The 22,723-nt window shown below is 71.5% G+C and carries 19 protein-coding genes and 1 tRNA gene; 10 read left to right on the forward strand and 10 right to left on the reverse strand.

Features of this window, described 5'->3' with window-relative positions:
* Window positions 1–37: 37 nt before the first annotated feature.
* From NFX44_RS19535 to gyrB, 4 genes are all read right to left on the reverse strand, one after another.
* A tRNA-Ile gene (locus NFX44_RS19535) sits at window positions 38–111 on the reverse strand.
* Between the two features lie 153 nt (window positions 112–264).
* Window positions 265–1,176 carry a DUF3566 domain-containing protein gene (locus NFX44_RS19540; RefSeq protein WP_262284996.1) on the reverse strand — a complete coding sequence of 304 codons (912 nt, stop codon included), beginning with the start codon at window positions 1,174–1,176 and terminating at the stop codon, window positions 265–267.
* 3 nt (window positions 1,177–1,179) lie between these two features.
* Window positions 1,180–3,705, reverse strand: coding sequence for a DNA gyrase subunit A (gene gyrA / locus NFX44_RS19545; protein WP_262284997.1), 2,526 nt, complete (start codon window positions 3,703–3,705; stop codon window positions 1,180–1,182).
* A gap of 130 nt (window positions 3,706–3,835) precedes the next feature.
* Window positions 3,836–5,782, reverse strand: coding sequence for a DNA topoisomerase (ATP-hydrolyzing) subunit B (gene gyrB, locus NFX44_RS19550; RefSeq protein WP_262284998.1), 1,947 nt, complete (start codon window positions 5,780–5,782; stop codon window positions 3,836–3,838).
* Between the two features lie 583 nt (window positions 5,783–6,365).
* On the opposite strand from gyrB, the gene NFX44_RS19555 reads away from it, so the two are divergent.
* Window positions 6,366–6,920 (forward strand): hypothetical protein, encoded by a 555-nt coding sequence (locus NFX44_RS19555; RefSeq protein ID WP_262284999.1) that lies wholly within the window; start codon window positions 6,366–6,368, stop codon window positions 6,918–6,920.
* Here NFX44_RS19555 and NFX44_RS19560 read toward each other — a convergent pair.
* Window positions 6,905–7,399 (reverse strand): MarR family winged helix-turn-helix transcriptional regulator, encoded by a 495-nt coding sequence (locus tag NFX44_RS19560; RefSeq protein WP_262285000.1) that lies wholly within the window; start codon window positions 7,397–7,399, stop codon window positions 6,905–6,907. The genes NFX44_RS19555 and NFX44_RS19560 overlap by 16 nt on opposite strands.
* 93 nt (window positions 7,400–7,492) lie before the next feature.
* On the opposite strand from NFX44_RS19560, the gene NFX44_RS19565 reads away from it, so the two are divergent.
* Window positions 7,493–7,723 carry a hypothetical protein gene (locus tag NFX44_RS19565; RefSeq protein ID WP_262285001.1) on the forward strand — a complete coding sequence of 77 codons (231 nt, stop codon included), beginning with the start codon at window positions 7,493–7,495 and terminating at the stop codon, window positions 7,721–7,723.
* Between the two features lie 3 nt (window positions 7,724–7,726).
* Here the strand turns inward: NFX44_RS19565 and NFX44_RS19570 are convergent, their stop codons facing one another.
* The 5 genes from NFX44_RS19570 to dnaA all read right to left on the reverse strand — a co-directional run bounded on the left by NFX44_RS19570 (window position 7,727) and on the right by dnaA (window position 14,120).
* Window positions 7,727–8,236: a DUF721 domain-containing protein gene (locus tag NFX44_RS19570; protein WP_262285169.1), complete on the reverse strand. Its 510-nt coding sequence runs from the start codon at window positions 8,234–8,236 to the stop codon at window positions 7,727–7,729.
* Between the two features lie 94 nt (window positions 8,237–8,330).
* Window positions 8,331–9,464 carry a DNA replication/repair protein RecF gene (gene recF / locus NFX44_RS19575; RefSeq protein WP_262285002.1) on the reverse strand — a complete coding sequence of 378 codons (1,134 nt, stop codon included), beginning with the start codon at window positions 9,462–9,464 and terminating at the stop codon, window positions 8,331–8,333.
* Between the two features lie 16 nt (window positions 9,465–9,480).
* Window positions 9,481–10,353, reverse strand: a complete 873-nt coding sequence (gene gnd, locus NFX44_RS19580) for a phosphogluconate dehydrogenase (NAD(+)-dependent, decarboxylating) (protein ID WP_262285003.1) — start codon at window positions 10,351–10,353, stop codon at window positions 9,481–9,483.
* Between the two features lie 40 nt (window positions 10,354–10,393).
* Window positions 10,394–11,527, reverse strand: a complete 1,134-nt coding sequence (gene dnaN / locus NFX44_RS19585; protein WP_151460585.1) for a DNA polymerase III subunit beta — start codon at window positions 11,525–11,527, stop codon at window positions 10,394–10,396.
* A gap of 763 nt (window positions 11,528–12,290) precedes the next feature.
* Window positions 12,291–14,120 carry a chromosomal replication initiator protein DnaA gene (dnaA, locus tag NFX44_RS19590; protein ID WP_262285004.1) on the reverse strand — a complete coding sequence of 610 codons (1,830 nt, stop codon included), beginning with the start codon at window positions 14,118–14,120 and terminating at the stop codon, window positions 12,291–12,293.
* Between the two features lie 628 nt (window positions 14,121–14,748).
* Between dnaA and rpmH the strand changes: the two genes are divergently transcribed.
* The 8 genes from rpmH (at window position 14,749) to NFX44_RS19630 (ending at window position 21,333) form a co-directional block, all read left to right on the forward strand.
* Window positions 14,749–14,886, forward strand: coding sequence for a 50S ribosomal protein L34 (gene rpmH / locus NFX44_RS19595; protein ID WP_117668129.1), 138 nt, complete (start codon window positions 14,749–14,751; stop codon window positions 14,884–14,886).
* 34 nt (window positions 14,887–14,920) lie between these two features.
* On the forward strand, window positions 14,921–15,334 hold the full coding sequence (gene rnpA / locus NFX44_RS19600; protein ID WP_262285005.1) for a ribonuclease P protein component: 414 nt from the start codon (window positions 14,921–14,923) through the stop codon (window positions 15,332–15,334).
* A gap of 41 nt (window positions 15,335–15,375) precedes the next feature.
* Window positions 15,376–15,615, forward strand: coding sequence for a membrane protein insertion efficiency factor YidD (gene yidD, locus NFX44_RS19605; protein ID WP_262285170.1), 240 nt, complete (start codon window positions 15,376–15,378; stop codon window positions 15,613–15,615).
* Window positions 15,616–16,617: a membrane protein insertase YidC gene (gene yidC / locus NFX44_RS19610; protein WP_262285006.1), complete on the forward strand. Its 1,002-nt coding sequence runs from the start codon at window positions 15,616–15,618 to the stop codon at window positions 16,615–16,617. It begins immediately after the preceding gene.
* A 218-nt stretch (window positions 16,618–16,835) separates the two neighbouring features.
* Window positions 16,836–17,420: a R3H domain-containing nucleic acid-binding protein gene (locus NFX44_RS19615; protein WP_262285007.1), complete on the forward strand. Its 585-nt coding sequence runs from the start codon at window positions 16,836–16,838 to the stop codon at window positions 17,418–17,420.
* A gap of 434 nt (window positions 17,421–17,854) precedes the next feature.
* Complete coding sequence (gene rsmG / locus NFX44_RS19620) at window positions 17,855–18,634, forward strand: 16S rRNA (guanine(527)-N(7))-methyltransferase RsmG (protein ID WP_262285171.1); 780 nt, start codon at window positions 17,855–17,857, stop codon at window positions 18,632–18,634.
* Between the two features lie 248 nt (window positions 18,635–18,882).
* Window positions 18,883–20,247, forward strand: coding sequence for an AAA family ATPase (locus NFX44_RS33260; protein WP_315974611.1), 1,365 nt, complete (start codon window positions 18,883–18,885; stop codon window positions 20,245–20,247).
* Window positions 20,248–20,274: 27 nt separating this feature from the next.
* On the forward strand, window positions 20,275–21,333 hold the full coding sequence (locus NFX44_RS19630; RefSeq protein ID WP_262285008.1) for a ParB/RepB/Spo0J family partition protein: 1,059 nt from the start codon (window positions 20,275–20,277) through the stop codon (window positions 21,331–21,333).
* Window positions 21,334–22,723: the final 1,390 nt, after the last annotated feature.

Raw genomic sequence — 22,723 nt, forward strand, 5'->3', positions numbered from 1 at the left:
GACCCCTCGCGCTCGACGACCGTCGGACGGTGTGCGGTGGGGCTAGCTGGAATCGAACCAGCGACCTCAGAGTTATCAGCTCTGCGCTCTAACCGACTGAGCTATAGCCCCGCGTAGCGACGAGCAAGGTTAACCCATCGCCGCCGTGGCCCCCAAATCGGGGGGCCGTGGTGGCGCGCTCACCCGCCCCACTTCGAAACTACCCGGATACGCGACGCCGGGGCGACCGCTTTACGCGGTGCCCCGGCGTCGTCGTCGGTCGGGTCAGTCCCGCTCGGCGAGCGTCAGCTCGATCCCGCCGACCAGGTCGGCGCAGACGTTGTAGACGAACGCGCCCAGCGTGGCCAGCGCGGTGAAGAGCACGACGTTGACCAGGCCGATCAGCGCGGAGCTGAGGATCACGCCCTTGGCGGTGATCCGGAAGCCGCCGCCGCCGCCCTGACCCCCGCCGGCGTTCACCAGGTCGGTGAGGCTGTCGTTGACGCTCTTGAACACACCCATCGCGTCCAGCGCCAGGTAGAGCACCGAGGTGGCGACGACCACCACGATGAAGAGCACCACGGAGACCGCGAACGCGAACTTCATCACGGACCACGGGTCGATCCGCTTGAGGTTCAGCCGGGCCCGGCGCGGTCCGCGCGACGCGGCCGAGCTGACCGAGGTACGCGCGGCGCGTACCGCCTCACCCACGCGGGCGGCCCCGACGGCGGCCGCACCGCTGATGCCCGGCGGCAGGCCGCCACCGTTGGCGGGGCGGCCCGTGGCGGCGGGACGGCCGCCGTCCGGTGACGGCTTCGGCGCGGTGCCCAGGCCGGCGCCGACGCGCGGCTGGGTGCCGGTCGTGCCGGTGGACGGCCGGGCGGCCGCCGCGGGCTTTGGCGGCTGCGGGGTCGTGCCGGACTTCGCGGCGGCCGGCGCGGCCAGGCCGTCGGCCGACGTCGGAGCGTCGACCTTCGTCTCGGCCTGGTCAGCCGGCGGCGATCCCTCGCCGGAGGTTTCCGGCGGCGGGGCCATGCCAGGAGCCCGGGTGAATTTCGGGGCAGGCGCGTCGGCGGGGACGGTGGCCCGACCCACGGCCGCGCGGCCGGTCGCTGGTGTACCGCCCTGTGCGGCCTCCTCGTCGACCGGGTTGGCCGAGGTCCCCGTGTTCCCCGACTTCGCCTGTGTCTCCGTCATCAACTAGTCCTGTTCGTCAGGCTCGTCGGCATTGCGAGCAATCGCCACGATAGTCACGCCGTCCGGGAGGTCCATCAGCTTGACCCCCATTGTGTTCCGGTCACGCGTACGGCGTACAGGCTTCACCGGAGTCCGGATGACGCCACCGTTGCTGGTGATGGCGAACAACTCGTCGTCCGGGTTGATCACCACCGCGCCGACCAGACCACCGCGTCGCTCGGTGATCTTCGCAGTCAGCACGCCCTTACCTCCCCGGCCCTGGACCGGGTATTCCTCGATCGGGGTTCGTTTCGCGTACCCCCCGTTCGTCGCGACCAGCACGTCCATATCCATGCCCTCGCGGACGACCTCCATCGCCAGCAGGACATCCTCGTCGCTGAACCGCATGCCGATCACCCCGGAGGTGGCCCGGCCCATCGGGCGCAGCGCCTCGTCGCTCGCGTTGAAGCGAATGGCCTGGGCGTTCTTGGAGACCAGCAGCAGGTCGTCGGTCGGGGCAACGAGGGCAGCACCGACCAGCTCGTCCTCATCGCGCAGGTTGATCGCGATGACTCCGCCGGAACGGTTGGAGTCGAACTCCTCGAGCCGCGTCTTCTTCACCAGGCCGTTCTTCGTGGCCAGTACCAGGTAGGGCGCCACCTGGTAGTTCGGGATTTCGATGATCTGCGCGATCTGCTCGTCCGCTTGGAAGGCGAGCAGATTGGCCACGTGCTGGCCCTTGGCCACCCTACTGGCTTCGGGAAGCTCGTAGGCCTTGGCCCGGTAGACCCGGCCCTTGTTCGTGAAGAACAGGATCCAGTCGTGGGTGGAGCATACGAAGAAGTGGCTGACGATGTCGTCCTGCCGCAACGTCGCGCCGCTCACGCCCTTGCCGCCCCGCCGCTGCGAGCGGTAGAGGTCGACCTTCGTGCGCTTGGCGTACCCGGTGCGGGTGATCGTGACGACCACGTCCTCGCGGGCGATGAGGTCCTCCATCGAGACCTCGCCGTCGAACGGCACGATCTTGGTGCGCCGGTCGTCGCCCCACTTGGCGACGATCTCGCCGAGCTCCTCGGAGACGATCCGCCGCTGCCGCTCGGGCTTGGCCAGGATGTCCTTGAGGTCGGCGATCTCCACCTCGAGCTTGGCCAGGTCGTCCAGGATCCGCTGCCGCTCCAGGGCGGCCAGCCGGCGCAGCTGCATGTCGAGGATCGCGGTCGCCTGGACCTCGTCGATCTCCAGCAGCCGGATGAGGCCCTGGCGGGCGTCCTCGACGGTGGGCGAGCGCCGGATCAGGGCGATCACCTCGTCGAGCGCGTCCAGCGCCTTGGCCAGACCGCGCAGGATGTGCGCCCGCTCCTCGGCCTTGCGCAGGCGGAACGCGGTCCGCCGGCGGATGACCTCGATCTGGTGCTCGACGTAGTAGCGGATGAACTGGGCCAGGTTGAGCGTGCGCGGCACGCCGTCGACCAGCGCCAGCATGTTGGCGCCGAAGGTCTCCTGGAGCTGGGTGTGCTTGTAGAGGTTGTTCAGCACCACCTTGGCGACCGCGTCGCGCTTGAGCACGAGCACGATCCGCATGCCGGTACGCCCGGAGGACTCGTCGCGGATGTCGGCGATCCCGGCGAGCTTGCCCTCCTTGATCAGCTCGGCGATCCGCTCGGCCAGGTTGTCCGGGTTGACCTGGTAGGGCAGCTCGCTGACCACCAGGGCCGGCCGGCCACGCTTGTCCTCCTCGACCTCGACCACGGCCCGCATCCGGATCGACCCACGGCCGGTCCGGTACGCGTCCTGGATGGCGGCCTGGCCGACGATCAGGCCGTGGGTCGGGAAGTCCGGGCCCTTGACGATCTCCAGCAGCGCCTCGAGGGTGGTGGCCTCGTCGGCCTCCGGGTTCTCCAGGCACCACTGCACGGCCGCGCCGATCTCGCGCAGGTTGTGCGGCGGGATCTTGGTGGCCATGCCGACCGCGATGCCCTCGGAGCCGTTGATCAGCAGGTTGGGGATGCGGGACGGCAGGATGGTGGGTTCCTTGGCCCGGCCGTCGTAGTTGTCCTGGAGGTCGACGGTGTCCTCGTCGATGTCCCGGAGCATCTCCATGGCCAGCGGGTCGAGCTTGCACTCGGTGTACCGCATGGCCGCGGCCGGGTCGTTGCCCGGCGAGCCGAAGTTGCCGTTGCCGTCGACCAGCGGGTAGCGCAGCGACCAGGGCTGCGCCATCCGGACCAGCGCGTCGTAGATGGCCGAGTCGCCGTGCGGGTGGAACTGGCCCATCACGTCACCGACGACCCGGGAGCACTTCACGTAGCCGCGGTCCGGGCGGTAGCCGGAGTCGAACATCGCGTAAAGGATCTTGCGGTGGACCGGCTTGAGCCCGTCCCGGACGTCCGGCAGGGCCCGCCCGACGATCACGCTCATCGCGTAGTCGAGGTACGAGCGCTGCATCTCGACCTCGAGCCCGACCGGCTCGATGCGGTCGTGCGCGACGACCGCGGCCAGTGTCTCCGGGGTCTCCGGCTCGTTCGGCGTGGACTCGGGAGTATCGGTCACTGTTAACCCTTATCAGACTCAGAGTCGTTTTCGTGCTGTGGATAACGGCTGTGGATACCGGTCAGACTGTGGATAACTCTGTGGACCGCCGGGCCGGCCGGTAGATCTCCGGCCGGCCCGGCGAGGTCCGTCAGATGTCCAGGAACCGCACGTCCTTGGCGTTGCGCTGGATGAACGACCGGCGCGCCTCGACGTCCTCACCCATCAGGACGCTGAACAGCTCGTCGGCGGTTGCGGCGTCGTCGAGCGTCACCTGGCGCAGCGTGCGGGTGGCCGGGTTCATCGTGGTCTCCCACAGCTCGGGATAGTTCATCTCGCCGAGACCCTTGAACCGCTGGATGTCGTCCGGCCGGGCGTTGGCCTTCTTCTGCTGGCGCAGCGCGATGAGGCCGTCCCGCTCCCGGTCCGAGTACGCGTACTGCGCGTCGTCGCCCTTCTTGTTCCACTTGATCTTGTAGAGCGGCGGGGCGGCCAGGTAGACGTGCCCCAGCTCGACCAGCGGACGCATGAAGCGGAACAGCAGGGTGAGCAGCAGCGTCTGGATGTGCTGGCCGTCGACGTCGGCGTCGGCCATCAGCACGATCTTGTGGTAGCGCAGCTTCTCGATGTCGAAGTCGTCGTGGATGCCGGTGCCCAGCGCGGTGATGAGCGCCTGGACCTCGTTGTTCTTCAGCACCCGGTCGATCCGGGCCTTCTCCACGTTGAGGATCTTGCCGCGGATCGGCAGGATCGCCTGGGTGCGCGGGTCGCGTCCCTGCTTGGCCGAGCCACCGGCGGAGTCACCCTCGACGATGAACACCTCGGACTCGCGCGGGTCGGTCGACTGGCAGTCGGCCAGCTTGCCGGGCATCGAGCCGGACTCCAGCAGCGACTTGCGCCGGGCCAGCTTGCGCGCCTGCTGGGCGGCGATCCGGGCCCGCGCCGCCTGCGACGCCTTCTGGATGATGGTCTTGGCCTCGGCCGGGTTCCGGTCGAACCAGTCGACCAGCCACTCGTTGCAGACCCGCTGCACGAAGCTCTTCACCGGGGTGTTGCCGAGCTTGGTCTTGGTCTGGCCCTCGAACTGCGGGTTGGCCAGCTTGACCGAGATGATCGCGGCCAGGCCCTCGCGGATGTCCTCGCCGGAGAGCTTCTCGTCGCCCTTGAGCAGCTTCTTGTCCGTGCCGTAGCGGTTGACGACGCTGGTGAGCGCGGCCCGGAAGCCCTCCTCGTGGGTGCCGCCCTCGTGCGTGTTGATCGTGTTCGCGAAGGTGTAGACCGACTCGCCGTAGGACTCGTTCCACTGCATGGCGATCTCGACCGACATGCCCTCCTCCTCGGCGCCGAACTCGACCACCGTCTTGTGGATCGGGTTCTTGGAGGCGTTGAGGTGCCGGACGAAGTCGGCGATGCCGCCCTTGTAGAGGAAGGTCACCTCGCGCTGCTTGCCCTCCTCACCGTCGGACACCCGCTCGTCGAGCAGGTGGATGGTGAGGCCGCGGTTGAGGAAGGCCATCTCCTGCAGGCGCCGGTAGATGGTCTGGAAGTCGAAGTCGACCGTCTCGAACACGTCGGCGTCGGGCCAGAAGGAGACCGCCGAGCCGGTCCGGTCGGTCGTCTCGCCCTTCTCCAGCGGGGTGGGCTTGGAGTTGTGGTACTGCTGCCGCCAGACGTAGCCGTCCTTGTGGATCTCCACGGCCATCCGGGTGGAGAGAGCGTTCACCACCGAGACGCCGACGCCGTGCAGGCCGCCGGAGACCGCGTACGCCTTGCCGTCGAACTTGCCGCCCGCGTGCAGCACGGTCAGCGCGACCTCGACACCCGGCTTCTTCAGCTTGGGGTGGAGGTCGACCGGGAAGCCACGCCCGTTGTCGGTGACCCGGACGCCGCCGTCGGCCAGCAGCACCACGTCGATGGTGTCGCAGTAGCCGGCCAGCGCCTCGTCCACGGCGTTGTCGACGACCTCCCACACGAGGTGGTGCAGGCCGCGTTCACCGGTGGACCCGATGTACATACCGGGCCGCTTCCGGACCGCCTCCAGGCCCTCGAGAACGGTGATCGACTCGGCGCCGTACTTCTTGTTGTCCTCCGCTGCCACCCTCGGCCACTTTCTCGCGCCGGTCGCGCCAGGGCGCGGGGCGCGGGTTCGGCGGACAGGACGCGACGTCGGCGCGCACGAACCGGTCCCCGGATTTCCAGGTCACGGATCGCGTACGCCGGTCGACGCGGTTGCCCGCGGATCGCGATCGGCTCGACCCGATGCGGGACAATGATCAAGGGCCCGGGTGGGCCCGTGTCCGTCGCTCCGTGTCGGGTCTTTCGTCTCGCCGTCAATCTTACTGTGCGCAGCCGACCAAACCGCCACTCGGCACCCCTCCGAGGCGGCTGAGAATGCCGTAGGAGCCCGAACCGTGCTATCCGCGACTCCCCCTACACGCCTTCGGCGGCTTCCGGTCGCGACGCTGCGTCAGGCGCGCCGGGCCGAAGTCGCCGGCACCCCTGGTCGAGGACGCGGCCGGCGCCGGATCGGTGCCTGCGGGTGGCCGACCGGGGGTCGCGGCGAGACCGGCCGTGCCGTACCTTTTGCGGCGCCGCCACCTGCGGTCTTGATCTTTCGCGGCCGGAACCGGGACGATCGACCCGATCGGTCGGACAACGTGCTTGCTGAGAGGTGACGCCAGATGGGGCTGGACAACGTCGCGGTGCACTGGCCGCGGACCGGCCGCTTCTACGATCCGGTCGCGCCGGCCGAGTTCGTCGACTTCGGCGAGATCGTGGACATGCCACGCATCTCGGCACCGACCGCCGCGCTCGCCGAGCTGATCGCGAAGACCGGCACGGTACGGGCGACCGCCTACACGGAGCTGGTGGACCTCATCCTGGGCCTGGAAAATGTGCTCTACGCCACGGAGAACTCGGCCGAGGACGAGGACCCAGTGATCGACCCGGACGGCTGCTCCTGGATCGCCGAGGGCGTGGAGAAGTTCGTCACCCGGCACCGCCCCTTCGGCGAGGCGGTCACCTTCGAGTCGGTGAGCGAGGTGCTGCGCTCGCTGCTCGGCGACGGGCGCCTGGCCGAGCAGCAGCTCCGCTGGCTCGACAGCCGGCTGGACAAGCTGCGTGACGAGAGCGGCGAGCCGCCGCAGTGGAACTTCACCTGCGCCGAGCTGAGCGTGCTGGCCGCCTTCTACCGGCGCTGCGCCGAGCGCGGCTTCGCGGTCTACGCCGACGCCTGACCCGGCTGCCCGGCCTCGCCGGGTCCGGCCGCCGTGGCCCGGTTGGCCGCCGCGATCACCTCGGTGAGCACCGTGTGCAGGTGCCGCAGGTCCGCGAGTGGCAGGCCGAGCCGCTGCACGATCGCCGGCGGGATCCGCTCGGCCTCCGCCCGGAGCGCCCGCCCGCTGGCGGTGAGCGAGACGGCCAGGCTGCGCTCGTCGGACGCGTCGCGCTCCCGCCGCACGTAGCCGGCGGCTTCCAGCCGCTTGAGCAGCGGGGACAGGGTGCCCGGGTCGAGCTGGAGCAGCCGGCTCAGCTCCCGGACCGACAGCGGCGCGTGCTGCCAGAGCGCCAGCATGACCAGGTACTGCGGGTGGGTCAGCCCCATCGGTTCCAGCAGCGGGCGGTAGACCGCGACGACGCCGCGCGCGGCGACGGAGAGCGCGAAGCACACCTGCTCCTCCAGCGCCAGGGGATCGCCCTCCAGCCGGTCGGCCACCCTTGTCCTCCTCGTCGGTCGTTGCGATCGTAGCAACGATTGGTGTACCAATTATTGGGGCACCAATCGTACGGCGGCGAGGGAGAGCGGCGGATGAGCGGCGACGAGCAGCAGGTGGGCGACGCTTCCGGCAGGGGCGGTCGCCTGATGGGCTGGGTCTTCCAGAACCTCGCCGGCCCGTCCCAGGTGCAGGGCGCCGTGCAGGGCGGCTCCCGGCAGGCGCGCGAGGCCTGGAAGCAGGACCTGGAGCGGCGCAAGCAGTGGAGCCGCGAACAGCGGGAGCTCAAGCGCGCCCAACGGGAGGCACGCCGCGGCGAGCGGTGACGCTCAGCCGTAGGTGTCGCGCGGCCCCCGACCACGCACCCGGCGCGGGCCCCGCGACCAGGACGGCGCAGCCGGGCCGTGGATGTGCAGCTTGCGCACCACGTTGTGGCCCACCTCGCTGGCGATCTGCTTGAGCAGCGAGCCGGCGAGCAGCCGCAGCTGGGTGGCCCAGGCCGTCGAGCGGGCCTCCACGGTCAGCTCGCCGTTCTCCAGCTTCACGGGGCGACTGTGCTGCGCCACCTCCGCGCCGACCACCCGCTCCCAGGCGCCGAAGACCGTCGCCTCGGCCGCCGGCTGCTGCCAGCCGCGCGCCTTGACCAGCTTGTCCAGCACCGCGCCGAGCGGCTGCGGGTCCCGCGGGTCCGGCCCTGGGCCGGAGTATCCGCGCAGCCTCTTCTCGCCGTCGCCGCGGACCGAGCTGCGCCGCCGCGTGCCGGCCGCCGCCTGCCGGCGTGCCTTCGCCGCGTCCAGCACGGCCCGGGCCAGCTCCGGCCCGGCCGCCCCGTCCGGCAGGTCCGCACCGGCCTTGGCGCCCGGCTTCGCTTCCGGTCCCTCCGGGGTACGCCCACCGCGTCCCGGCCCCAGCCGCGCGGGCGGGAGCTCCACCTCATCCGACACGGCGTACCGTCCCCTCGCCCACCGCGTACCGGGTGCCCCGCAGGGTCGCCGGCACGTCGTCGTCGACCGCACAGGTCACCAGGAGCTGGCTCGCACCACCGACCAGCTCGGCCAGCCGCTCCCGCCGGCCGGCGTCCAGCTCGGCGAAGACGTCGTCCAGCACCAGCACCGGCTCGATCCCGTCGGCGCGCAGCAGGTCGTAGCCGGCCAGCCGCAGCGCCAGCGCGTAGGACCAGGACTCACCGTGGCTGGCGTAGCCCTTCGCGGGCAGCGGGCCGAGGGTCAGCGCCAGGTCGTCCCGGTGCGGGCCGACCAGCGTGGTGCCCCGCTCGATCTCCGCCGACCGGCTCGCGGTCAGCGCGGCGCCGAGGGCCTCCACGAGGGCCGCCCGGTCGGTGGTCGACTCGGGCAGCTCCAGCGACGGGCGGTACGCGATCCCCGCCGCCCCCCGGCCCGCCGCCACCGCGTCGTACGCCTTCGCCACGTGCGGGGTCAGCGCCGCCACCAGCTCCAGCCGGCCGGCGAGCAGCTCCGCGCCGTGGTGCGCCAGGTGCGTGTCCCAGACGGCGAGGGTGGACAGGTCCCCGCCCCGCGAGCCGCCCGTCTTCCGGGCCAGGTACGCCGTTCGCAACAGCGCGTTGCGCTGCTTCACCACCCGCTCGTAGTCGGCCCGCACCCCGGCGTACCGGGGCTGGCGGGTGACCAGCAGGTCGTCCAGGTAGCGGCGGCGCTCGGCCGGGTCACCGCGGACGAGTTCCAGATCCTCCGGGGCGAACAGCACCAGCCGCAGCACGCCCAGCACGTCCCGGGCCCGCCGAGCCGGGGAGCGACCCAGCCGGGCCCGGTTGGCCTTGCCCGGAACGATCTCCAGCTCGATCAGGAGCTCCCGGCCCTCGTGCACCACCGCACAGCGGATCACCGCCGAGGTGGCACCCATCCGGACCAGCGGGGCGTCCGTGGCGACCCGGTGCGAGTCCAGGGTCGCCACGTAGCCCAACGCCTCGACCAGGTTGGTCTTGCCGACACCGTTCGCGCCGACCAGCACGTTCGGGCCCGGCTCCAGGTCGACGCCGACCCGCTCGTACGAGCGGAAGTCGACCAGTTCGAGCCGGCGGACGTACACAGGCTGTGGATACCGGTCAGCGCTTGTGGACGGCGTGCCCGCCGAACTGCTGGCGCAGCGCGGCGACGGCCTTCATGGCGGGCGAGTCGTCCTGCCGGGAGGCGAACCGGGCGAACAGCGAGGCGGTGATGACGTTCAGTGGCACGGCGAGCCGCACCGCCTCGTCGACCGTCCACCGGCCCTCGCCGGTGTCCTCGGTGTAGCCGCTCAGCTCGGCCAGCTCCGGGTCCTCGTCCAGCGCCCGGTCGAGCAGGTCGAGCAGCCAGGACCGGACCACCGTGCCCTCGCGCCAGGACTTGAAGACGCCCGGCACGTTGGTCACCAACTCGGAGGCGGCCAGCAGCTCGTAGCCCTCGGCGTAGGCGTGCATGAGGCCGTACTCGATGCCGTTGTGCACCATCTTGGCGTAGTGGCCGGCGCCGACCGGGCCGGCGTGCACGAAGCCGAACTCACCCGCGGGCTTGAGCGCCTCGAAGATCGGCAACAGCCGCTCGACGTGCTCCTGGGCGCCGCCGACCATCAGGGCGTAGCCGTTCTGCTTGCCCCAGACGCCGCCGGAGACGCCCACGTCGATGTAGCCGATGCCCTGCTCGTTGAGGCGCTCGGCGCGCGGGGCGTCGTCGCTGAACCGGGAGTTGCCGCCGTCGATGATGATGTCGCCCTCGCCGAGGACACCGGCGAGCTCGTCGATGGTGGCGTCCGTGACGCCGGCCGGGACCATCACCCAGACGGCGCGGGGCGACTCCAGCTTCTCGGCCAGCTCCGCGAGGCTCGCGACGTCGCTCAGCTCCGCGTTGCGGTCGTAGCCGACCACCTCGTGACCGGCGGCGCGCAACCGCTCGCGCATGTTGCCGCCCATCCGGCCGAGTCCTACCAGGCCGAGCTGCATCTGCTCCTACCTCCGTACGTCTGGGTCGTGCTGCCGTCGATCAGCGGGACACGCGGATCGGCATGATGAGATACCGGTACCCGGGGATGACCTCGCCATCCTCGCCGGCGGGGGAAATCACCGCGGGCTTGAAGGCGTCGACGAACGCCAGCTGGGCGTGCTGGGCGCCCAGGTTGGTGAGGCCGTCGATCAGGTACTGCGGGTTGAAGCCGATGGTCAGCGCGTCGCCCGTGAAGGTCGCCTCCATGGCCTCGCTGGCCCGGGCCTCCTCGGTGCCGCCGGCCTCGACCACCAGACCGTCGGAGCTGAAGCTGAGCAGCACCGGGGTGGTGCGCTCGGCGACGAGCGCCACGCGCTTGACCACCTCGATGAGCGTGGCGACCGGGACGCGGGCCTCGGCGTTGTGGCTGGCCGGGAAGAGCGAGCGCACCGGCGGGTAGTTCGCCCCGTCGAGCAGCCGGCTGGTGGTCCGCCGGGTGCCGCCGGAGAAGCCGATCATGCCCTCGCCGGCGCCGCCCTGGGAGAGCGCCATGGTGACGTGGCCGCCGAGCGGGCCGAGGGCCTTGGCGGTGTCGTGCAGCGTCCGCGCGGGCACCAGCGCGTTGAGGCTGATCTCCGGGTCGTCCGGATTCCATTCCATCTCGCGCAGGGCCAGCCGGTAGCGGTCGGTGGCGAGCATCGCCAGCGTGCTGCCGGAGAGCTCGATCCGGACGCCGGTCATCATCGGCAGCGTCTCGTCCCGGCCGGCGGCCACGGCCACCTGGGCCACGGCGGCGGCGAAGGCGGCCGCGTCGACCGTGCCGGCGCTCTCCGGCATCTCCGGCAGGGTCGGGTAGTCCTCGACCGGCATGGTCGGCAGGGTGAACCGGGCGCTGCCGCACACCAGCTCCAGGTGCGCGCCGACGGCGGCGATGTCCACCGGCTTGGCCGGGAGCGCCTTGGTGATCTCGGCGAGCAGCCGGCCGGAGACCAGGGCGGCCCCGTCGGCGTCACCCTGCACCTCGACGGTGACCTGGCTGGAAACCTCGTAGTCGAAGCCGGAGACCTGGAGGTTGCCGTCGGTCACCCGGAGCATCACTCCGGCCAGCACCGGCACGGAGGGTCGGTTGGGCAGGCTCTTGGCGGTCCACGCGACCGCCTCGGCGAGCGCGTCGCGCTCCACTCGGAACTTCATCAATGCCTCCGCGTCGACGTCAGCGACAACTCTCTCATGCCGACCGCTGCAACCCGCCCCGCCCGACCGTGCGGGTACCCCTCGCACCTTAGGGCGCGTGGGCATCGGCTGTGCGCCCGACCCCGTGGATCCAGGTGCCCGGGTGACTGCCGGCGGCAGTGCTCCGGCCCGATCCACAGGAAGTCCAACGGTGATGATTGGTTTTTGTTGTTTAGAAGAGATAACTCATCGTCTTCATCGCACCTGTGCAAACTGTGGAGAACCCGCGTCCGCCCAGGTCAGACAGGTTATCCACCGGTGGTTTGGCTGTGGAGAACCAGGGGTACAACCCGTGTCCCGGTCCACAGCCGTCGCCAGCCGCCGGGTTTTCCACGGCTGTCCACCGGTTGTCCACCGCTAATCCACCGGTTTTCTCCCCAGTGCTGTGGACAGCGTCGACCGCGGCGACCGCCGTCGTCCCCAGAACCTTCAACAGGTCCCCCACAGGCCGACCGTCGTCGGTGGACAACGCAACCGTCGTCCCCAGGCGTCCACAGGCTCGTCCCCAGGGTTTGTCCACAGTCTGTGGGTAACCGGGCGGAGACCGAGCGTGGTTTTCCACCGTCTGTGGAACAGGGGGTGTGGACAACCGGGCCGAGGTGTGGATGAACACGACACCGATCGTGGGCCCTGCACCGGGTCGAGGGTCAAGCGCCGGACCTCCACAGGCACGAAAAAGCCCGGCCGGTGGGCGGCCCGGCCGGGCTTCGCGTCGGCGTACGGATCAGGTGGTCTGCTTGATCCGGTTGGTCAGCTCGGCGATCTGGTTGTAGAGCGAGCGCCGCTCCGCCATCTGCTGGCGGATCTTCCGGTCGGCGTGCATGACGGTGGTGTGGTCCCGGCCGCCGAACGCCTGCCCGATCCGGGGCAGCGACAGGTCGGTCAGCTCGCGGCACAGGTACATGGCCACCTGCCGGGCGTTGACCAGCACCCGGGACCGGGAGTGGCCGCGCAGGTCCTCCAGGCTCACACCGAAGTAGTCCGCCGTGGAGGCCATGATCTGGTCGGCGTTGATCTCCGGGCCGGCGCCGTCCGGCATGAAGTCCCGCAGCACCTCCTCGGCCAGCGACAGCTCCACCGACGAGCGGGTGAGGCTGGCGAACGCGGTGACCCGGATCAACGCGCCCTCGAGCTCCCGGATCGAGTTCGACACCCGGGAGGCGATGAACTCCAGCACGTCCGGTGGGGCGTACATCCGCTCCTGTGCGGCCTTCTTCTGCAGGATCGCGATCCGGGTCTCCAGGTCCGGCGGCTGGATGTCGGCCAGCAGCCCCCACTCGAACCGGGTTCGCATCCGGTCCTCCAGGGTGGCGAGCTGGCGCGGTGACCGGTCGGAGGTGATCACGATCTGCTTGTTGGCGTTGTGCAGGGTGTTGAAGGTGTGGAAGAACTCCTCCTGGGTCCGTTCCCGGTTCTCCAGGAACTGGATGTCGTCGATCAGGAGGATGTCCACGTCCCGGTAGCGACGCTGGAACGCGCTGGTCTTGTCGTCGCGCAGCGAGTTGATGAAGTCGTTGGTGAACTCCTCGGTCGAGACGTACCGGACCGAGCGGGCGTTGCCGAGGGTGGTGGCGTAGTGCCCGATGGCGTGCAGCAGATGGGTCTTGCCCAACCCGGAGTGGCCGTAGATGAAGAGCGGGTTGTACGCCTTCGCCGGTGACTCGGCCACCGCGACGCTCGCCGCATGGGCGAAGCGGTTGGACGAGCCGATGACGAACGTCTCGAACATGTACTTCGGGTTGAGCCGGTTGCCGCCGCTCTCCCCGCCGCCGGGCAGCCGCCGGTCGGCCTGGCCGCCCGGGCGGTGGTCCGGGCCGCCGCGGCCGGGGCCGCTGTCCGTGGTGCCGTCCCGGGGCAGGCCGCGCAGCGGCGGGGCGTCGGCCGGGCCGGGCGCCTCCCGGTAGCGGGGCTCGTAGCCGTCGGGGACGGTCGGCTCCACCCGGGACCGCTCGTCGTAGCCACGACGCTCCGGGGTGGCGCGCAACGGCTCGGCGAAGGCGGCGCTGAACAGCGTGTCCTGCCCGTCGCGGCTGGCCGGGATGAGCTGCGGCCGGGGGCCGTCGGCCGTGCGCTGCCGGGGGGCCGGCTCCTCGGCGGGCGGCTCCGGGCGCGGGTCCGCGTACGCCGGGGCCTCCGGCCGGGCCGGGGGGAAACCCAGGTCGGGGAAGCCGGGCCGGGCGTCGGCCGGGCCGGGCTGGTCGAAGCCGGTGAGCAGATCCGGTGGGCCGTCGGGCCCGGGAGCGGGCTCGGGGCTGCTGCGGTAGACGGTGCCGGCGGGGCGGGCGCCCGGATCCTCCGCGACCCGCACTGTGACGGCCACCTGGATGGGCCGGCCGAGCCGGCGGCTCAACGCCTCGGTGATGGCCGGGCGGAGACGGGACTCGATCACGTCCCGGGTGAACGCGTCGGGGACGGAGAGCAGTGCGGTGTCCTCGACGATCGCCCGCAGCCGGGTGAGCCGGAGGTACGCCCGCTGCTGCGCGGAGATGATCTCGTCGGCGAGTTCGTCGGTCGTCGCCGTCCACACCGCGGCAAGGTCGGTCGATCCGGTCACCGTCGTGCCACCCCCCTCGCCTCTGCTCACGCCCGCCCGGACGGCTGACCGGTCGTCATCCACAAGTTATCCACAGCCTGTGTGTACCGACCGATTGGGGCCGCCCACCGGACGCGGGTCGGACCTGCCCCCTGGTTCCCGGAGGCAACGAAGCGGGTTCACCGTGCCGAACGATTCACTACCTTGTCCGGTCTTGCCAGCCAGCGACAACCGACACTCCAGCTCGGCGCGTCTGACGCCGCGCGGCGACCTGGAGCCGTCGTCCCGGACCCCCGACGCTGACCGCAATCGGGCACGCTAACAGCGCGGACCCCGCGCCATCAACCGTCGACACCGGGGCAGCCTTGTCAACATCAGTGAAAACCGCCCCTTCGGTCGGGCTCCCGGCGCAGGTCGCGGCCCTGGTGTGAGGTTTGACGGTCATTGCCCCCCTGCGTAGGCTGGAACGGCTGCTCTCTCGCCCTCTGCTAGGGTGATGGGTGCTTGCTGTCCGCGGTCACCTCCCCGCATCGCCGGGGCCCCAGGTCGCCGGGCAGCACCGATCGGAGGCCACCGGCGAGGTGGCCTGGACCACCACACGACCCCGGGCGATCCCCCGCGCGAGGTCTACGACAACGGAGAGCCTGACGTGAGCAAGCGCACCTACCAGCCGAACAACCGCCGGCGCGCGAAGACCCACGGCTTCCGGCTGCGCATGCGCACCCGTGCCGGCCGCGCCATCATCTCGACCCGTCGCAGCAAGGGCCGCACGCGCCTGTCGGCCTGAGGCCGACCGGTCCGGTCCGGGGACGTGGGCAGTCGTGCTGGCCGCCGCGCAGCGACTGCGGCGTAGTAGCGACTTCGCCGCAGCGGTCCGGGGTGGCCGACGCGTCGGCCGGGGTGCCGTCGTGGTGCACCTGACCCTCCCCGAGCAGACCGGATCCACCGCGACAACCTCGCCGGAGCCGGCGCGGAGCGGCGGTGCGGAGACCTCCGCGCCGCGCCGCGCCGGCTTCGTCGTGTCCAAGGCCGTCGGCAATGCCGTGGTCCGCAACACGGTCCGCCGCCGGCTCCGCCACCTGGTCCGCGAGCGGCTGGCCGACCTGCCCGCCGGCAGCACCCTGGTGGTACGCGCGCTGCCGCCGGCCGCCCAGGCTTCGTACGCCCGGCTCGGCGCCGATCTGGACGCCGCCCTCGCGGCCGCGCGCTCTCCCCGGGGACGGCGGTCGCGGTGACCGAGCACACTGCCGCGCCGCGGCCCTCTGCCGGTGCCCGCATGCTGATGGCGCCCATCATCGCGTACCGTCGGTGGATAAGTCCGGCACTGCCGGCCCGCTGCCGGTTCTACCCGTCGTGCAGTGCCTACGCCGTCGAGGCGGTGTCCCGGCACGGTGCGGCGCGGGGAGCCTGGCTGACGGTCCGTCGGCTGTCGCGCTGCCACCCCTTCCACCCTGGTGGACACGACCCGGTCCCGGAGCCGGGCGACCGCCGCCGTTCCGACGTGACTGGAGCCTGAGTGTTTAGTCTCGACTGGATCTACTACGCGATCTCGTGGATCCTGCTGACCTGGCACTCGGCCTGGGACGCCATCGGGGTCTCGGTCGGAGCCGTGATCGGCACGAACTGGGCGTGGATCCTCTCCATCATCTTCCTGGTGGTCACCGTCCGGGTGATCCTTTTCCCGGTCTTCGTCAAGCAGATCAAGTCGCAGCGGGCCATGCAGGCGCTCCAGCCCAAGGTCAAGGAGCTGCAGGAGAAGCACAAGGGTGACCGGGAGACGCTCCAGAAGGAGATGATGGAGCTCTACCGGAAGGAAAAGGCCAACCCGCTGATGGGCTGCCTTCCGATGTTCCTCCAGATCCCGGTCTTCCTCGGCCTGTTCCACACGCTCAAGCGGCTCAACCCGGACAACCAGGGCAAGACCCTGTACGGCTGGACCGTCGAGCAGTTCCACAGCGCCTCCAGCGCGAAGCTCTTCACCGCCCCGATCTCCGGCCGGTTCGGGTCCACGCCCGACGAGCTGGCGAACCTGGGCGCGAACAGCACCACGGTCAAGATCGTCGCCGGCATCCTGGTGCTCATCATGATCGCCACGACCTACCTGACCAGCCGGCAGATGATCCTCAAGACCGGTTGGGCCGAGGACCCGCAGCAGCGAATGGTGCAGCGGCTGATGCTCTACGGCATCCCCGTCTCGCTGCTCATCTCGGGCTCGATCTTCCCGATCGGTGTGATCATCTACTGGGTCACCAACAACCTCTTCACCCTCGGCCAGCAGCAGTGGGTGCTGCGGAAGTTCCCGCCGCTGGTGCCGCCGAAGAGCAGCACCGCCGGCAAGGCCACCGCGGGCAAGGCCACCGCCCAGCCGGCCCGGGCCGGCGGCCTGCTCGGCCGCAAGACCGCGCAGCCGGCCGTCAAGGCCCCGGCCGCCGCCCCCAAGGTGGCCGGCCCGAAGCCCGGCGCCAAGCCGGTCAACCCGAAGAAGAGCAGCGGCCGGCCCGCCAAGCGACAGGGCTGAGCCTTACCGGGCCGCCGCCGGACACCGGTGGCGGCCCGTTCCGGTCCCCGAGCTGCCACCCTCCGGAGTCGGCGCCGGGCCGGAACCGCCGCGCGGAGCGCGGTCACGGGCGAAACTGGCCCGTACAGACGTGCCCGAGGGCACCGGCGAACCTCCCGCCGGCCCCCGGGAGACCAGCGGACCCGACGGTCCGGCCGAGCGAGTACGGAGATGAGACCGTGACCGACACCAGCATTCCCAGCGCGGACCAGTCCCTGGACGAGGAGACCGCGCCGGCCGCCACCACGGAGGAGGCCGAGGACACCCAGGCCGAGGCCCGGGAGAAGAAGGCCCCCGCCGACAGCGACCTGTTCCGGCAGAGCGAGATCGCCGCCGACTACGTCGAGGGCCTGCTCGACATCCTCGACTACGACGGCGATATCGACGAGCTGGTCTCCGGCGGCCGCCCGGTCGTCGAGGTGGTCGGCGGTCGCCTGCAGAACCTGGTCGGCCAGCGCGGCGCCACCCTGGAGGCGCTCCAGGAGCTGGCCCGGCTGGCGGTGTTCCGGCAGACCGGTTCGCCGAGCCGCCTGCTGCTCGACGTCGGCGGCTACCGCGCCGCCCGGCGCAAGGAGCTGGCCGCGGTCGCCAAGAACGCGGTGGAGAAGGTCAGGGAGCACGGCGAGCCGGTGCGCCTCGAGCCGATGTCCGCGTTCGAGCGCAAGTGCGTGCACGACGTGGTCAACGCGATGAGCGGTGTGGAGAGCGAGTCCGAGGGCGTCGAGCCGAACCGCCGGATCATCGTGCGGCCGGTTACGGACTGACGTAGGTGGCCTCCGACGAGACAACGGCGGGTGCCGTGACCGGCCCGGGCGGTACGCCGCCCGGGCCGTCGCCTGTCCGCACCGATCCGGCCGTCGACCCGGTCTTCTCCGGGGGCGATGCCCCGGCGCACCCGCCGACCCCGGTTCCGACCTCGGGCCCGGTCGACCCGGCCTTTTCGAGCGAGCCGGCCTACTCGGGCGATCCGGTTCCGACCACCGTGCAGCCCGCCGCCGGCGCCGACCCCGCCACCGGCGTGACACCGGCCTTCTCCGGCGAGCCCGACGGACGACCCGAGTCGTCGGCGTCGGTGGAGGCACCGGCCGCACCGGCCACGGGCGGCGCGATCGACCCGCTGTTCGCCGAGCCGGTCGCCGCCGGCCGCGACCCGGGCGACCGGCCCTCCGACGAGCGAGACAACTCCGGACCGTCCCTCATGGACGGTGGCGAGCGGCCCTCGGGCGACCAGCCGGCCCCGGCGGAGGCGACGTTGCCGCCCGAGTTGGCCGAGGCCGCCCGTACCCTCTTCGGCGACCGGCTCGACGTGGCCGCCGCGTACGCCGAACTGCTGGCCACGGACGGCGTGGTGCGCGGCCTCATCGGCCCCCGCGAGACGCCACGGCTCTGGGAGCGTCACCTGCTCAACTGCGCGGCGCTGGCCGAGCGGATCCCGGAGGGCGCCAGCCTGATCGACGTCGGCTCCGGGGCCGGCCTGCCCGGCCTGGTGCTGGCCATCGCGCGGCCGGACCTCACCGTGACGCTGGTCGAGCCGCTCGCCCGGCGCACCGCCTTCCTCATCGAGGCGGTGCAGCACCTGGGGCTGACCAAGTCCGTCCGGGTTTTTCGTGGCCGGGCCGAGGAGGCCGCGGTCGGCTCCCGGGACCGGGAGCCGCTGTCCGCCGACATCGTCACGGCGCGCGCGGTGGCCCCGCTGGACCGGCTCGCCGGCTGGTGCCTGCCGCTGGCGGTGCCCGGCGGCCGGCTGGTCGCGCTCAAGGGCGCCTCCGCCGCCGAGGAGATCGCCGAGCACGCCGCAGCGGTGACCCGGCTCGGCGGTGGCGAGCCGGAGCTGCACCGGTGCGGTGTCGACGTGATCGACCCTCCCGCAACGGTGATCGAGGTGGTCCGCGAGCGGGTGGTCGGCCCGGCCCGGAAGAAGGCGCCCAAGCGCTCGCGGGGTGGCCGCCGCCGCGGCACCCAGGGCCGGGACCGCTGACGCGGCAAGGCTTTCCGGACGCGGGCCCGGTCGTTGGACCGGGTGGGCGTGAGCTGGTCGATCAGAACCCGACATGGACCCGCTACGCCCGTCGGCCGTAGGCTGGCCGCGCGCCGATAGTGTGGAGCGGCGGTGCCGGGCGGCACCCGAACCCGACCGTTCCCACCGGGCCGATGACGCCGCGCGGCGAGCGCGGGGGGCTGAATGACGGGTGCGGACCGACCATCCGGAGCGGGCAGGGATGACAGGTGCATGACGACGGCAGGTACGACGATTCACGGGTGACCGGGCCAGGCGAACGATCCTCGGCCACCGGCCCCGTTTCACGTGAAACCAACTCCCAGGGCTGGCCGTCGAACGGCGAGCCGCACGACCCATCCACGCGACCCCCGGACTGTGACCCGGTGGTGCGGCGCGAGGTGCCGCCGGCCGGCGCGGTGCGGCCGACCTCGTCCGTGCCGGCGAACGTCCCGCCGGCGCGGGACCCGCACGATCCGAGCGACGGCCCGGCGAACGCGCCCGCCGCGCGCCCGGCCCCGGTACGCGGGAACGCCGCCGTCCCCGCGCGGTTCGAGCCGCAACCGCCGGCCGTGGTCGTACCCCAGCAGCCCACCCCGGAGTCCGCGCCGGACGTGCCTGCGGCCCCGGCTCCGTCCGACACGCCACCGGATGCCGGCTACGGTCCCGAAGCCCCGGCGAGCACGTACGTTTCACGTGAAACCCCGACGCGCGAAGAGGATGACCCACCGTTGGCTATGGAGGCTATGCGCGCCGTGCAGATCCTGAATCCCAGTGGTGAGGTCACCATGCCGCGCCCTGAACGGACCCGGGTGATGTGCGTCGCCAACCAGAAGGGCGGCGTCGGCAAGACCACCACCACGGTGAACCTGGCAGTGGCGCTCGCCCTGCACGGCAACCGGGTGCTGGTCGTCGACCTTGACCCGCAGGGCAATGCCTCTACCGGGCTCAACGTCCCGCACCACACCGGCGTGCCGGACGTCTACGACTGCCTCATCGACAGCGTGCCGCTGGAAGAGGTGGCCCAGGCCGTCGAGGGCATCCCGAACCTGTGGTGCGTACCGGCCACCATCGACCTGGCGGGCGCCGAGATCGAGCTGGTCTCCGTCGTCGCCCGGGAGTCCCGGCTGGCCCGGGCCATCGCCGCGTACCCCGGGCACTTCGACTACGTGTTCATCGACTGCCCGCCCTCGCTCGGCCTGCTGACCGTCAACGCGTTGGTCGCCGCGCAGGAGGTGCTGATCCCCATCCAGTGCGAGTACTACGCGCTGGAGGGCCTCAACCAGCTGATCCAGAACATCAACCTCGTTCGGCAGCACCTCAATCCGAAGCTCGAGGTGTCCACGATCCTGCTCACCATGTACGACCGCCGTACCCGGCTGGCCGACGCGGTGGAGCAGGACGTCCGAAACCACTTCGGCGACAAGGTGCTCCAGGCCGTGATCCCCCGGAACGTGCGGGTCTCCGAGGCGCCCAGCTACGGGCAGTCCGTGATGACCTACGATCCCGGATCGCGGGGGGCCACGAGCTACTTCGAGGCCGCCCAGGAGATCGCGGAGCGGGGCGTCAAGGAGCCGGTGAGCCGGAATGCGTAGTACGGAGAAGTCGCTGGGAGGCGTCGCATGAAGAACCGTCCTCGCGGCGGTCTGGGCCGGGGGCTCGGCGCCCTCATCCCCACCGGGCCCGTGCCGGGCAGCGCCCCGGCGACCGCCGAGACCGAGAACGGTACGGGGGCGGCCGTCCCGGCTCCCTCGATCGGTGGTGCCGCGGCGGCCGTGACGGGAGCCAACGGGGTCGGTGACGTGGCCGCCCCGGCGGCTCCGGCGGCGGAGCCGGAGCCGCAACTGAGCCCGGTCCCCGGAGCCCGCTTCGCCGAGATCCCGGTCGACAGCATCGTGCCGAACCCCAAGCAGCCCCGGCACGTCTTCGACGAGGAGGCGCTGGAGGAGCTGAAGACCTCGATCCAGGAGGTCGGCTTCCTCCAGCCGATCGTCGTCCGCCAGCTCGACAGCGAGAAGTACGAACTCGTCATGGGCGAGCGGCGCTGGCGCGCGGCCCAGGCGGTCGGTCGGGAGAGCATCCCCGCCATCGTCCGGGACACCAAGGACGACGCGATGCTCCGGGACGCGCTGCTGGAGAACATCCACCGCGCCAACCTCAACCCGCTGGAAGAGGCGGCCGCGTACCAGCAACTGCTGGAGGAGTTCGGCGCGACCCACGAGGAACTGGCCCGCCGGATCGGCCGGAGCCGGCCGCAGATCTCCAACACGATCCGGCTGATGAACCTGCCGGCCCAGGTGCAGCGCCGGGTCGCCGCCGGCGTGCTCTCCGCCGGCCACGCCCGCGCCCTGCTCAGCCTCGACGACTCCGAGGCGCAGGAGCAGCTCGCCAAGCGCATCGTCGCCGAAGGCATCTCCGTACGCGCCACCGAGGAACTGGTGGCGCTGGCGCTCGCCGACGGCCCGGCGAAGGCCCCGACCGCGAAGCGCCGGCCGAAGCCGCACGCCCCCGCGCTCACGGACCTCGCCGACCGGCTCTCCGATCGCTTCGATACCCGGGTGAAGGTCGACATCGGCCGGAGCAAGGGCAAGATCACGATCGAGTTCGCGACGGTCGACGACCTGGAGCGGATCGTGGGCATCATCGGTGTCGGGCAGGAGGAGCGGCCGCCCGAGGAGTGAACAGCCCGCTGTCGATCTCGGCCGCGTGGTCCCTCCGGGGGCGACGCGGCCGAGCCGTTTTCGGGCTGGAGGATCGCCGACGCCCGGGACCTGTTGGAGGGTGTCGGTGGTGCCGGGGTCGTGCTCGCTTCGGCGTGCTCGCAGCGGGTCGGGGTGCTGGCTGTCTAACGACGTCCACTACCGGGCTCGGATCCGGCGGCTCCGCTACCGGGCTCGGGTCGGGCGGCTCCGCTACCGGGCTCGGGTCGGGCGGCTCCGTTATGGGCCTTGAGCCCGGCGGCATGCCCTGGCTTGCGGGGTGCCCTATCACCTGTCGTGTCGTGGGAGGCGCTTGTGCGGCGTCCTGATGGGCCTCTGGGCGGCCGGTAATCCCCCGGACGGGGCGCTGGGACACCCTGGCCGTGCTCGGCGCTGGCGGCCTTCTGAGGGCATCGGCGTTGGCTGGGTAGCGATTCGACGGCCATGGCGGACGGGATCGCTGCGCCGTGCTCAATGGCCCTCGCTGTTGTCGCCCGATCGTCTGAGCTTGTCCCGATCGTCTGAGCTTGTTTCGCCGCGGGACTGGTCGAGTGCCCGTCACCGCTGCCGTCGCGACCACCAGTCACCTACCGGCAGGCGGGGTAGTGCAGGTCGACCTGTCGGTCCCGTCAGCTGGCCGGTGGACACCCAATCGGCAGCAGCCGGGTGGTGCGATTGTCGCGGCCGGCGAGGCCGGGCGCGAGGCTCCAGGGAAAGGCGGCTCACCCCCACGTCGCCGTTTCACGTGAAACACGTCCGCTGGCGCGCGTTGTGGGCGTGACGCGCACCGCAGCCGGCTGGTTGGCGACGCGCGCCGCAGCCGGACTGGGTGGCGACGCCACGCGCCACAGCCGGGGTGGTTGGCGGTGGGGCGCGCCCCAGCCGGGCTGCTGGGTGGCGAGGCGACGCGCCACAGCTGTGGGTGGTTCGCGACGGACGCCGCAACCAGGGCTAGGTGGAAATCCCGCGTGCCGCAGTCGGCGAGACGGCCGTCGGTCGGGGGAGCAAGGCTGGTCTCACCCATTACCGACGTCCTGTTTCACGTGAAACGGGGAGCGCAGCCGCGACAGGGGGGCGGCCCACGACTAGGCCCTTGCGATTGGGCGCCGGCAGTCGGGGCGGGGCGCCGGCACGCTTGTTCAACGGATCGGGCGAGCGGACACGGACTGGCGGAGGAAGCGGAGATGGCGGAGGGAATTGAGTGGCGGGCGCCCAGACATCGGCCTCGGCGGACCCGGCCGTCGCCATCGGGGTGGGCGGACGCGCGGGGGTGTCAACTCGCCTCCGCGCCCGACGGGTCGGTAGGTGACCGAGCGGCACGCCGCAGACGCCCACGGGTTTGGCGGGGCAATCGGGCCCCCAGCATGACGTG

It is taken from the genome of Micromonospora sp. MA102, assembly GCF_025460765.1.
GTDB lineage: Bacteria > Actinomycetota > Actinomycetes > Mycobacteriales > Micromonosporaceae > Micromonospora > Micromonospora halotolerans.

What these genes read in the sequence shown, in the direction of transcription:
- NFX44_RS19540 (WP_262284996.1), bottom strand. Translation starts at nt 1,176, where the DNA reads ATGACGGAGACACAGGCGAAGTCGGGGAACACGGGGACCTCGGCCAAC.
- NFX44_RS19555 (WP_262284999.1), top strand. Translation starts at nt 6,366, where the DNA reads ATGGGGCTGGACAACGTCGCGGTGCACTGGCCGCGGACCGGCCGCTTC.
- NFX44_RS19565 (WP_262285001.1), top strand. Translation starts at nt 7,493, where the DNA reads ATGAGCGGCGACGAGCAGCAGGTGGGCGACGCTTCCGGCAGGGGCGGT.
- gnd (WP_262285003.1), bottom strand. Translation starts at nt 10,353, where the DNA reads ATGCAGCTCGGCCTGGTAGGACTCGGCCGGATGGGCGGCAACATGCGC.
- dnaN (WP_151460585.1), bottom strand. Translation starts at nt 11,527, where the DNA reads ATGAAGTTCCGAGTGGAGCGCGACGCGCTCGCCGAGGCGGTCGCGTGG.
- yidD (WP_262285170.1), top strand. Translation starts at nt 15,376, where the DNA reads ATGCTGATGGCGCCCATCATCGCGTACCGTCGGTGGATAAGTCCGGCA.
- rsmG (WP_262285171.1), top strand. Translation starts at nt 17,855, where the DNA reads ATGGACGGTGGCGAGCGGCCCTCGGGCGACCAGCCGGCCCCGGCGGAG.
- NFX44_RS19630 (WP_262285008.1), top strand. Translation starts at nt 20,275, where the DNA reads ATGAAGAACCGTCCTCGCGGCGGTCTGGGCCGGGGGCTCGGCGCCCTC.